The sequence below is a fragment of the Bacteroides sp. UBA939 genome (assembly GCF_002293435.1).
Taxonomy (GTDB): domain Bacteria; phylum Bacteroidota; class Bacteroidia; order Bacteroidales; family Bacteroidaceae; genus Bacteroides.
On sequence record NZ_DBDF01000197.1, the window covers coordinates 41582 to 54069 of the forward strand.

Below are 12488 nucleotides of genomic sequence, written 5' to 3' on the forward strand. Positions count from 1 at the left end.
GAAGCTAATAGAGATACTCTTGTGAATCATTGGCTTTGCTAATCATGTGTTTTGTTCCTGTACATTTTATATGTTCATTTTGACACGATTGCCCCGAATAGTTAAAGCCGATACTCCGTTTCTGTTTTAACCCTGCATATCGGTAGCGATGCTATCGGCTTTAACTCCTGGTTCGCATTATGTACTAAATTCAAATAAATTGAGACCCGAAAAGCTTTTTTCTTTTCCAAAACTTTTTTTATTTAAAAAAATATTGTTTACTTTGGGAAAATTATATTTTATAAAGGTATTTTCCTTTAATTTCATATCTTATGAGTGATCGAAAAACATATTTGCTTATCCTGTTATGCACGTTTTGTATCCTGTCTCCGGCGTATTCGCAACAACCTCTTTTTGAAGATTTCAGAAAGGCGGCAGGAACTTATGCGGCTCTTTATACCGGTAAGGTGGAAGTTGGTTACAGCTCAGCTTTTTATATAAACCATCCTTATTTGGATACGGATGAATTCCGGCAAGGATCAATTTGCTATGACGGATCGTTGTACACTGATGTACGGCTTCGGTATAATACCTATAAGAAGTGTTTGATTGTACTTACTCCCGAAAGACGTATGCTTCTTGAGGTAGATATGAGGAAGGTGGATTACTTCATTATCGAAGATCTGAAATTTATATCCCATGGTGATACTTATATCACATTATTATATGATAGTCCGCAAATGCGGCTGGCGCAGTATGCTTTTTGCAAGATGGGAATACCTGTTGAGAAAGGGGAGGTCAGTTATAAACGATTCGATAAGAGCACACGCTTCGTTCTTTCTATAGATGGCGTGGAACATACAGTGACCTCACGTTCCAGCTTTCTTAAACATTTTCCGGTCTATAAAAAACAATTGAAGAGATATGCAAAAGAGAAAAAACTGAAATTTAGTACCTCCTATCGTGCGGAGGCTCTCACTGCACTTGCAAAGTATGCTGACTCTCTGATTAATAAGACATCGCTATGAAAACACATAAAATAAGGTATATTGCCGCCATTCTGTTTATCATATCCCCTTTCGGCGCATGGGCGCAACAACTGGTCACAGATAGTATTTCCATTCTTGAACTGATAGAAGCTGTTGAGAAGAACACCTCTTACCGTGTCTATACGACGATTGAAGAACCTTTCAAGGTGAAAAGGAGTGATACGTCAAGGCTTACTGCCGAAAGTTTGCGGCAGGCGTTGACCGGTACGCTCTATAAGGTTACTGTCTATGGAAATCAGGTCTTTATTTTTCCGGACGCATTCTTGTCCACCACTCTTCCTCCGGTTCTGAAAGGGGAGAAGCCTGCGGTTGATGGGCAACAATCTTCTTCTTTTATCCCCGTAGTGCAATCTTCTTCCGAGAATAAGGTTTATGAAATGGGAAATAAGTATAAACCCTCCTCTGAAGAGATGGTGACATTGACCGGAAGAGTCTCGGATTTTAAAACCGGACAGAGTCTGGAAGGCATCAATATTGTCCACCGGGAACCGTGGGTTGCCACTGTAACCAACCGCGAGGGGAATTTCACCATCGAACTTCCGGTAGGATACAATGCCATTGAAATCAGCGGATTGAATATCAAGGAGACCCGCCGGCAATTTATGATGTACGGAGATGGGACTGTCCATATAGAATTGGAAGAAGAAAGTCACTTGCTGGACGAAGTGCTTATTGTTTCCGGGCGTGTGCAGAATGTAAAGAGTACCCAGTTGGGGATGGAAAAATTCCAGCCCAGTTTGCTGAAGAATATCCCTACGGCTATGGGTGAGTTGGATGTCTTGAAAATGCTTCAAACGCTTCCGGGTATCAAAACAGTGGGTGAAGCATCCAGCGGTTACAATGTGCGCGGAAGCGCTGCCGACCAGAACTTGCTGCTGCTGAACAACGGAACGATTTATAACCCCAATCACCTGTTCGGCTTTTTCACCGCTTTCAACTCGGATATGATAAAGGATGCGGAACTCTATAAAAGCAGTATTCCCAGCCAGTATGGAGGGCGTATCGCTTCTGTGTTGAATGTCACCGGCAAAGAGGCCAGTAAGGAGAAGTTTACAGGTTCGGCAGGCATCGGGTTGGTGACCAGTAAACTGAATCTTGAAATACCCATCATTAAGGAAAAAACATCGCTTCTTCTGAGTGGGCGTACCACATACTCGGACTGGATTATGAATCTGCTTCCCAAGAAAAGCGGATACCGTGACGGGGATGCCGGATTCTACGATCTGGGTGGTGTATTCTCCCATACATTGAATGAGCGGAATAAGCTGAATGTGTATGGTTATTACAGCCATGACCGTTTTGCCTTCAACAATAATCAGAAGTATGCCTATAGCAATATGAACTTTTCCGCGAATTGGAGAAGCGTCTTCTCCGAGAAGCTGACCGGGAACTTCTCCTTCGGTCATGACCATTATGACTACCGGAATGATGAGAGTGTGGAAGAGGCAGTTGCTGCCCGGTTGTCATTCGCCATTAACCAGTGGTTTGGGAAATTTGATTTTTCATACAGGCTCAATGACAAACATACGCTGAATTTCGGGCTTATGAGTCAACTCTATGATATAAATTCGGGAACTTATGAACCAATACATGAGAACTCATTGGTAAGATTCGACCAGCTTCAGAAGGATAAGGCGCTGGAAAGCGCCATCTACATCGGCGACGAATGGGAAATAACTCCCAAACTGTCCGTGAATGCAGGCATACGCTATTCCATGTTCAACCTCTTGGGACCGCGCACTTACTATACTTATCAGGATGGCACGCTCCCTTCTTCTTCTACCCTGGTTGATTCCGTATCGGTTGGTAGCGGAAAGATTGCTAAAACTTATCGGGGACCTGAATTCAGGCTCTCTGCCCGGTATGCTTTCAATGATGATTTCTCGGTAAAGGCAGGTTTCAATACGATGCGGCAGTATATTCATAAGGTGTCGAATACTATGATTATGTCGCCCACGGATACCTGGAAGCTGAGCGATAACAACATAAAGCCTCAGAGTGGCTGGCAGTTGGCGGCAGGCGCCTATTATAATACTCCCGATCAAGCATTGGAGTTTTCGGTGGAAGGGTACTACAAGAAACTGAAAGATTACCTGGATTACCGCAGTTCTGCCAGATTGATAATGAATCATCATCTGGAAATGGATGTAATCAATACGGAAGGCTATGCTTATGGCGTTGAATTCCAGGTAAAGAAACCGTCAGGCAAGTTGAACGGATGGGTCAGTTATACGTATTCGCGCACGTTCCTGCGACAGAACGACCCTCGTATATCCCGCCCGGTCAATAACGGTGAATGGTACCCTACGGAATATGACAAGCCGCACGACTTCAAGCTGGTGGGGAATTATAAGTTCACCCGCCGTTACAGTCTCTCATTCAATGTGGATTACAGCACCGGACGTCCTACAACCATTCCTGCCGGGCAATATTATGACGAAGGCTTGAACTCCATGCAGGTGTATTACACGGATCGTAACAGTTACCGGATACCCGATTACTTCCGTCTTGACCTTTCTTTCAATGTAGAGCCGAGCCATCATCTGACTTTGTTGACACATAGTTCTGTCTCTTTCGGTATCTATAATCTGCTCGGGCGGAAGAACGTTTATTCCATTTATTATGTATCTGAACACAATCAGATACAGGGATACAGGATGTCTATTTTTGGTGCTCCCATTCCTTTTATCACGTATAACATTAAATTCTAAAGAAGCATGAAGAAAAGAACGAGTATATTAATTCTGGTAAGTTTGCTGTTGTTGGCTCTGACTAACTGTATTGATGAGTTTAATGCAAAACTTCCGGGCGACAGTGTCGGCATGTTGGTGGTTGATGGCAATATCATTTCAGATAGTACCGTAGTGTTTTCATTGAGCCGTACCTTTTCCCTGAATGAAGAACGTTTGCCCGGAGGGTTCAATCAGATTATTGCCGATGTCAGCGTGGTAGGAGATGACGGTTCGCGTATCATAGGAACTTCTATCGGCAATGGCAAGTATCAGGTACAGATTGGAACGCTGAACAAGCAAGTCCGTTATGGTCTGGAAGTGAAATATGAAGGGGATACTTATACTTCCGAAGCTCAGTATCCGATAGAGACTCCAGCCATTGATGAAGTCAAGTTTGAACAACCGGAGGACTATGGTGATATATCCATATATCTTTCAACACAGAAGACGGATGGCACGGTATATTATATCTGGGAGTATGAAGAAGATTGGGAAGTGCGGGCATTGTATTATTCCCTGTGGGAATATGACTTTCTGACAAAGAAAATCTTGGAATACGAAACGGCTCCTTATGCGCAAGGATGGAGTCATGCGGAATCCAATAAAACAATAGTGGGATCTACAGAAGCGAATACGGAGAACCTGATAAAGAATAAAAAAATGTATTCCATCGCTTCTGATAATATCAGGATTTCATATTACTACAGTACGCTGATAAGACAGAGGGCCTTGACGAAAGGGGAGTTCGAGTATTATGAGAATAAAGCGAAGCAGAGTGAGGGTATGGGTGGATTGTTCACTCCCCAGCCGTCGGAACTGCCGTCAAACATCACTTGCAGCAATCCGAATAAAAAGGCGATAGGCTATGTAGGGGTTAACATGAATATTAGTGAATACCGTCTTTATATTTCGGTTAACGATATAGACTATGACAAGCCGTATGTTTGCATTGGTGCACCGCCTGAAGATGTCATGAGCATGACAAATGAAGAATTGTATTTGGCAGGATATCGTGTTTCTCATCGTGATAGTAAGGATGAATATCATTGGGATATCATAAAATGTGTAGACGTGCGCTCTTTAGGCGCAACCTTCAATAAACCCTCTTTCTGGCCGTTACCGGACTGGAAATATTAATATTGTATTATGAAAAGAATACTATTTATCATCATTAGTTTATTTTCAGTAGCGGGTTTGCAGGCTCAGGTTACTGAATGTATGAGAATATATACCGATAAGGACAATTATCTGGCAGGGGAAGAACTGTGGATAAAGGTTTGTGTAACCGACTCTGCATATCATGAAATTACGGCAAGTAAAGTAGCCTATGTGGAAATCAGTGATACCCGCCAGGTACATGCGCAAGGCAAGATTGCTTTGCAAAACGGCGTGGGGTGGGGACATGTCCGTTTTCCTCAGACCATGCATTCGGGCACTTACCAGCTCACGGCATATACCCGCTATATGAGGAATCAGTCGGCGGATAGTTTTCCGAAGAAATACATTGCAGTGCTGAATGCCGATCAGGCTACGGAGGAAGATAATATAGAGGTTTTAAAGGATTCTGTGGTTATGGCTTCTGCTGTTCCGGCTTCTGATAAGCCGATTGCTTCTACATCAGGTTTATCAACGGATAAGTCCGTATACGGCAACCGCAATAAAGTTACTATGAAGTTACCCCAATTGCCGGGCGATATAAAAGAGCTTTCCGTATCTGTAGTGAGAAAAGACTGTGTGATGCCTGCTTTTCCTGCTTCGGAATATTCTCAGAAAGGGAATCCTGCTTCCGGCAAACATTTCATTGCCGAATGTGAAGGACATATCGTTACCGGTAGATTGGTAGAGGCAGGTGCTGATTCCATAGATGCCCGACTGTCATGTGTGGGCAAAGATATCCGGATTTGTGACGGGCAATTACAGCCTGACGGAACTTATGCTTTTTATACCTCGGGAATAACGGATATGCAGGATATCGTTCTGACAGCATTACCCGGAGGAGGACATCAGGGCAGACTGGAACTTGTTTCTCCTTTTGCTGAGGTACTGCCCGGAGAACTTCCCAAACTTCGTGTGGCATACGATGAAGAAGCATTGATAGAACGTAGCATCGGGGCGCAACTGCATCACATATTGCCGGTGGATTCTACTCACAATCGGAGCATACAGGAGCAGTTGCACGATTTTCACCCCTGGATAAGCTATAATCTGGATGAGTATGTTCGTTTCAATACAGTGCGTGAGACATTCATTGAGTTTGTATTGGGGTTACGCGTAAGTAAGGTGGAGGATAAAACAATCATCAGGATGTTGCAGGAAGACATCAAGCGCTTTAGCGGTTTAAAAGCATTGGTGCTGATAGATGGAGTTCCTATAGAGAATCATGAAACGGTGTTGGACTATAATGCACGTTTATTGCACCATATCCATCAGTATAACGGCAGATATATGTTTGGCAACAAACTGTATGAAGGAATTGTTTCGTTGATAACACACAGAGGCTCACTTCCCGGATTGCGCCTGGATGAGAATTCCCAATTGTTTGCCTATGAATTCCCTCAGAACAAACCTGCCTTTGTGATTCCGGTATATGATTCGGAAGTACAAAAGAAGTCCCGTATTCCTGATTTCCGCCATACGCTTTACTGGAATCCGGAAATCACTTCTGCAACGGATACCATTAGTTTCTATACATCGGACATGAAGGGGGAATATATGGTCACTTTACAGGGAATTACTCCTACGGGTGAAGCAATAAAAATCCAAAGCGAATTTCTTGTGCAGTAGTCTTAATTAGCAAGCAGCCTTCTCCTATTGGCATACAGGTAACTTGCGATACTTAAGTTGTTTTAGTATAGCCAGTTGGGAGTATTATGATAAATCATTTAATATCTTAATATTCTTAAATAAATATATCAAAAATAGAAATAGTTTCTAACTTTGCTACTATTAATAATCCCCAAATGATTTTTAGTCAATGAAGAAACTTATTTCTATCATGTTCCTGTCCCTTTTTGCTTCCCTGTATTCGGTGGCATCCGAAATAGGAGACAGGGTTATTCCTGCGGATGTGGCTCAGTTATCCGACAGTTTGAAACGTCAGTATGCTCCGGACAAGCGGGTGGCGCTTTTTGATGTCGATTATTCCTTCTCAGGTAAGAATGTAATGTTGCGTGGCGTAACTACTTCGGCCGAGGCAAAGGCTGCATTGCTCAATGGACTGTCGAAGGCCGGCTACAAAGTGATGGATTGCCTGCAAGTATTGCCGGATGAGGTTGCTTTGAATGCTAAAAGCTACGCTATCGTGAATGTGTCTGTAGCCAATCTTCGTATAAATCCCGATTTTTCGTCGGAGATGATGACGCAGGGATTGATGGGAATGCCTGTTCGCGTGTTGCAGCGTGATGGCTGGTATCGCATCCAAACCCCGGATAATTATATCGCCTGGGTACATCGTGTGGGTATTCATCCGGTTACCAAAGAAGAACTTCATGCCTGGAATGCCGCAGAAAAAATTGTGGTGACTTCCCATTATGGCTTTGTGTATTCCGAGCCTGATCAGGCATCGCAAACTATCTCGGATGTTACTGCGGGTAATCGTTTGAAATGGGAGGGGACGAAAGGCTCTTTCTATAAGGTTACTTATCCCGACGGGCGCACCGGTTATATTTCCAAGTCTATCTCCATGCCGGAAAAGAAATGGCGTGCAAACCTGAAACAGGATGCCGCCAGCATTATTCACACAGCGCATACCCTGATGGGAATTCCTTATCTTTGGGCGGGAACTTCTTCCAAAGGCGTGGATTGCAGTGGTTTTATGCGCACCATTCTTTTTATTCACGATATCATTATTCCCAGGGATGCTTCACAGCAAGCGTATGTGGGCGAACATGTTGATATCGCTCCTGATTTCGGGAATCTGCAACCCGGAGATCTGATCTTCTTCGGACGTAAAGCTACGGCCGACCGCAAAGAACGTGTGGTGCACGTAGGCATGTACATTGGCAACAAACGTTTCATTCACTCGCAAGGCGATGTGCGTATCGGTAGTTTTGATTCTGCCGATGAACTGTTTGACGAATATAACCTCGGACGCTTGTTGTTCGCTACGCGCGTTTTACCTTATATAAATAAGGAAGCGGCTATCAATACCACCGCTATCAATCCTTATTATCAATACTAAGATTGACTTCATGTCATTCGGAACATAACGAATTATCCTTTTTCAATCATCATTTATTTATAACTTAATAAAGAATATCATGCAAAACAGAAGAGATTTTCTAAAAACAGCCGCTTTTGCCGTATTGGGTTCCGGTATGGCTGCCAACAGCGTATTTGCGGGAGAGAACACAACACCGACACTGTTTAATGTCAACCGGCAAGGCGGAAGCGCCAGAATGAAACTGCGCTTTTTCCCGTATGAATTGAAATTACGCCATGTTTTCACTGTGGCCACATACTCACGTACCACAACTCCGGATGTGCAGGTGGAAATTGAATACGACGGCATCACCGGTTATGGTGAAGCCTCTATGCCTCCTTATCTTCAGAAAGAGCTGGGTACTATGGATAGTGTATTGGCTTTCTTGAAGAAAGTACAGGATATCATCGGACAGTTCCCGGACCCTTTCCAGTTGGAAGACATTCTGGCGTATATAGATAAACTTTCGCCGGGGGACGCTGCCGCCAAGACGGCCGTTGATATTGCTTTGTATGACCTTGTAGGCAAATTACTGCAGGCTCCGTGGTACAAGATATGGGGATTGGATAAGGAAAAAACCCCTTCTACCACTTTTACCATCGGTATTGATACGCCGGACGTGGTACGCGAGAAAACGAAGGAATGTGCCGAGCAGTTCAATATCCTTAAAGTAAAGCTGGGGCTTGATAATGATAAGGAAATGATTGAAACCATCCGTTCCGTAACCAACCTTCCTATTGCCGTTGATGCCAATCAGGGTTGGAAGGATAAGCACTATGCCATTGATATGGTATGCTGGTTGAAAGAAAAAGGTATTGTAATGATTGAGCAACCGATGCCCAAAGGACAACTGGATGATATTGCGTGGGTGACACAACAAAGTCCGTTACCTATTTTTGCCGACGAATCTTTGCAGCGTCTGGGTGATGTGGCAGGCTTGAAAGGTGCTTTTCATGGCATTAATATCAAGTTAATGAAGTGCACCGGTATGCGTGAAGCGTGGAAGATGGTGACATTGGCTCGCGCTCTGGATATGAAAGTGATGGTGGGCTGCATGACGGAAACATCCTGCGCCTGTTCGGCAGCAGCACAGTTCTCTCCGGCAGTTGACTTTGCCGATTTGGATGGTAATCTGCTTATTGCCAACGACCGTTTCAAAGGAATGGAAGTTGTGAAAGGCAAGATTACTTTGCCTGATTTACCTGGAATCGGAGTGGTGAAACTGTAAAAGGAATTGTTCTCATGAAAAAAGTATTATATGTCATCGTCTTGTTCTTCCTCGTAGCCTCTTGCACTACAAAGCCTGAAAGTAAGCCATATAGCTGGGAAGACGATTTGCACCAACGCCTGCTTACGGATTTCAGTCGCACGGAAGCCGAAGTAAAAGACTACATCCGTAAATATATACCCGACGTGACCGATGCGCAAATGCGCCAATGGGAAGCATCCAAGGCTCTGGAATGTATGACTTTGGACGGGGAGAAACGTTACTTCCGTAATGCCGGTCCTAACCTGTTCCGTGTCGACTCTGCTTGCTATAAAATAAAAGCCGCCAGGGATGGTGTTTCGCTCAGTAGCAATGACAAAGTAAACAAGGAACATTTACCCGAAGTTATTGATAACGTAAGGAAAAAAGGTGTTCCTATTGTTGCCCCCAAGCGAATGCGCGTCACCTATACACTGACGGTGGACTCCAATGCCGTACCTGCAGGAGAGGTAATCCGTTGCTGGCTTCCCTATCCTCGTAAGGATCAGGCACGGCAACAGGATGTGAAATTTATCTCTGCCAGTGAACAGGAGTATATTTTCTCTCCGCAGGAATGTCTTCATAGCACCCTCTATATGGAGAAACGTGCCGTACAGGGTAGTCCAACCGTGTTTTCCGAAACTTTTGAATATGTTTCTAACGCTGAATGGCACAATCTGAAACCGGAAGACATACAGCCATATAATACGGCATCTTCCATATATAAGGAATATACTGCCGAACGTGAGAAGCATATCATCTTCTCACCGCGCATGCGCGAGCTTGCTGCCAAATTGACAGATGGCGAAACCAATCCTTTGTTGAAAGCAAAACGTATCTTCCGATGGGTGAACGATTGTTTCCCTTGGGCTTCCGCACGGGAATATTCAACGATAGAGAATATCCCCGAATATGTTTTGGATAATAATAAAGGCGATTGTGGTCAGGTTTCTCTTTTGTTCATTACCCTTTGCCGCATCAGTGGCATACCTGCGCATTTTCAAAGTGGTTTTATGATGCATCCCGGGGCTTGGAACTTGCACGATTGGGCTGAAATCTATTTTGAAGGCATAGGTTGGGTTCCTGTAGACCAGTCGTTTGGCATTCCTGTTTTTGCTCGCGATACGGATGAAGAGTATTTCTTCCTGGGTGGTATTGACTCCTGGCGTATGATTGTGAACAGTGATTACGGTATGCCGTTGGCGCCCGAAAAGAAATATCCGCGTAGTGAAACCGTAGACTTTCAGCGTGGCGAGGTAGAGTGGGAGGGAGGTAACCTTTACTTCCCGCAGTGGGATTACCACATGGATATTGAATATCTTGATAATTAGCGTAATCCGTGCCTCATTCGGATACTTTATCTATTTAATTTTGTTTTTGCGTCAGTAATAGTACATAAATGTAAAAATGTCAGGTCATGTCGTTAAGTGCTGTTAAGCTTCAAAACTTCACTGTTAAAAGAGAACAAAAGAAAGTGACAAACGGAATAAGTGAATGATTTTTGTTGTTATTTTAACGTCGTAATGTTAAACGAAATTTGAATATTAACAATTTAAAGCATAATAAATAGTATGAAACAGACTACAAAAAACATTCTTGGAGTTGTGGCAATTGTACTTCTCAGTTCGGGAGTAGCAGGTTTAACTACCTATAAAATGCTGCAAAATAAAGTATCAGCCAATACTACCGGTGCGTTTAGTGAAATGTTCCAGCAGAATCCGGACGTACGTATGGCTTCTTATAATGCCGTTGATGCACAACCGGTGGATTTGACGCTGGCGGCGGAAAATTCAATTCATGCGGTAGTACATATTCGTTCTACCCAAGCCTCTAAAATGCAGGAAGTAGAAGTGAGAGACCCGTTCTCTGATTTCTTTGGCGATTTCTTCGGTAATCGTGGCGGAACACAAAGACGTCAGATACAGACGCCGGAACGTACAGGTTTTGGTTCGGGCGTTATCATTTCCAAAGACGGATATATCGTAACGAACAACCACGTAATTGCCGGTGCGGATGAAATCAGTGTTACGCTGAATGACAATCGCCAGTTCAAAGGACGCATCATCGGTACGGATGAAAATACCGACCTGGCCTTGATTAAAATAGAAGGAGATGATTTCCCGACTATTCCGGTGGGCGATTCTGACGCATTGAAAGTGGGTGAATGGGTACTTGCGGTAGGTAATCCTTTCAATCTGACTTCTACTGTAACGGCAGGTATCGTTAGTGCCAAGGCTCGTTCTTTGGGTATGACTAAAGGAAGTATCGAATCGTATATCCAGACGGATGCTGCCATCAACCAAGGTAATAGTGGTGGCGCATTGGTAAATGCACGTGGCGAATTGATTGGTATCAACGCCGCCCTGTTCTCTCCGACAGGTTCAAATACCGGTTATGGATTTGCTATCCCTACCAGTATCATGAAGAAAGTGGTTGCCGACTTGAAACAATTCGGTGCGGTGCAACGCGTAATGTTAGGCGTGGAGATTATGCCCCTTGCCGAAGAACCGGGTGATACGCAAGCGAAAGATGAAGATGGTAAGAAAGTGAGCGATATCAAGAAAGAGGCGAGAGAAAAATATAATTCCGTTGATGGACTTTGGGTACGTAAGATTGTAGAAGGTGGAAGTGCTGCCGGTGCTGATATCAAGGTAGATGACGTTATCATTGGTATGGATGGCAAGGCAATTCACAAATTCGCCGACTTGCAGGAAGCTCTGGCAAAACATCGTCCGGGCGATAAGGCACAGGTGAAAATAATGCGTGATAAAAAAGAAAAGACTGTTGAAGTTACGCTGAAGAACGAACAAGGTACTACGAAGGTAGTGAAGAATACCGATATGGACATTCTTGGCGCAGCCTTCCGTCCTATACCGGATGAATTGAAGAAGCAGCTCAATCTGAGCAGTGGACTCGAAGTTACAGGCGTCAGCGATGGCAAGATGGCAGAAGGTGGAGTCCGCAAAGGTTTCATTATTCTGAAAGTGAACAATGTGCCGATGAAAACTGTGGAAGATTTGGAAAAGGTGATGAAAGAAGCCTCCAAAACTCAGGAACAAGTGCTGTTCATCACAGGTGTGTTCCCCTCCGGAAAACGTGCCAGCTATGCAGTAAGTGTTGCTCAGGAATAAAAAACGAATGATAAAGGAAAATCAAAACAGTTTCTTAAGATAAGAAGATTGTATATAGGCTAACAAACATGAAAAAGAGTGCCGGCAACTGACTTGCCGACATTCTTTTTGTTTCTGTGCCATAGCTTGTAAGTAGCTGTTCATAATTAG

At 43.9% G+C, this 12488-nt stretch carries 8 protein-coding genes; all 8 read left to right on the forward strand.

Translation table 11 applies throughout. From position 1 onward, the window contains the following. Window positions 1-311 precede the first annotated feature (311 nt). The 8 genes from B2Z67_RS12680 (at window position 312) to B2Z67_RS12715 (ending at window position 12338) form a co-directional block, all read left to right on the forward strand. Window positions 312-1007 (forward strand): hypothetical protein, encoded by a 696-nt coding sequence (locus tag B2Z67_RS12680; protein WP_291530204.1) that lies wholly within the window; start codon window positions 312-314, stop codon window positions 1005-1007. Next, window positions 1004-3739, forward strand: coding sequence for a TonB-dependent receptor (locus B2Z67_RS12685; RefSeq protein WP_291530205.1), 2736 nt, complete (start codon window positions 1004-1006; stop codon window positions 3737-3739). Before B2Z67_RS12680 ends, B2Z67_RS12685 begins: the two co-directional genes overlap by 4 nt. A 6-nt stretch (window positions 3740-3745) precedes the next feature. Next, a complete protein-coding gene (locus B2Z67_RS12690; protein ID WP_291530206.1) occupies window positions 3746-4897 on the forward strand; it encodes a DUF4249 domain-containing protein in 1152 nt (383 codons plus the stop codon). A 9-nt stretch (window positions 4898-4906) separates the two neighbouring features. After that, window positions 4907-6544, forward strand: coding sequence for a hypothetical protein (locus B2Z67_RS12695; RefSeq protein ID WP_291530207.1), 1638 nt, complete (start codon window positions 4907-4909; stop codon window positions 6542-6544). Between the two features lie 190 nt (window positions 6545-6734). Then, on the forward strand, window positions 6735-7940 hold the full coding sequence (locus B2Z67_RS12700) for an SH3 domain-containing C40 family peptidase (protein WP_291530208.1): 1206 nt from the start codon (window positions 6735-6737) through the stop codon (window positions 7938-7940). Between the two features lie 79 nt (window positions 7941-8019). After that, entirely contained in the window at window positions 8020-9189 is a 1170-nt protein-coding gene (locus B2Z67_RS12705; protein WP_291530209.1) for a dipeptide epimerase, read from the forward strand. A gap of 14 nt (window positions 9190-9203) precedes the next feature. Next, window positions 9204-10538: a transglutaminase-like domain-containing protein gene (locus B2Z67_RS12710; protein WP_291530210.1), complete on the forward strand. Its 1335-nt coding sequence runs from the start codon at window positions 9204-9206 to the stop codon at window positions 10536-10538. 240 nt (window positions 10539-10778) lie between these two features. Next, complete coding sequence (locus B2Z67_RS12715) at window positions 10779-12338, forward strand: Do family serine endopeptidase (protein ID WP_291530211.1); 1560 nt, start codon at window positions 10779-10781, stop codon at window positions 12336-12338. Window positions 12339-12488: the final 150 nt, after the last annotated feature.

Excerpts from the sequence above, each read along its gene's own strand:
- B2Z67_RS12680 (WP_291530204.1), top strand. The coding sequence starts at position 312 with ATGAGTGATCGAAAAACATATTTGCTTATCCTGTTATGCACGTTTTGT.
- B2Z67_RS12685 (WP_291530205.1), top strand. The coding sequence starts at position 1,004 with ATGAAAACACATAAAATAAGGTATATTGCCGCCATTCTGTTTATCATA.
- B2Z67_RS12690 (WP_291530206.1), top strand. The coding sequence starts at position 3,746 with ATGAAGAAAAGAACGAGTATATTAATTCTGGTAAGTTTGCTGTTGTTG.
- B2Z67_RS12695 (WP_291530207.1), top strand. The coding sequence starts at position 4,907 with ATGAAAAGAATACTATTTATCATCATTAGTTTATTTTCAGTAGCGGGT.
- B2Z67_RS12700 (WP_291530208.1), top strand. The coding sequence starts at position 6,735 with ATGAAGAAACTTATTTCTATCATGTTCCTGTCCCTTTTTGCTTCCCTG.
- B2Z67_RS12705 (WP_291530209.1), top strand. The coding sequence starts at position 8,020 with ATGCAAAACAGAAGAGATTTTCTAAAAACAGCCGCTTTTGCCGTATTG.
- B2Z67_RS12710 (WP_291530210.1), top strand. The coding sequence starts at position 9,204 with ATGAAAAAAGTATTATATGTCATCGTCTTGTTCTTCCTCGTAGCCTCT.
- B2Z67_RS12715 (WP_291530211.1), top strand. The coding sequence starts at position 10,779 with ATGAAACAGACTACAAAAAACATTCTTGGAGTTGTGGCAATTGTACTT.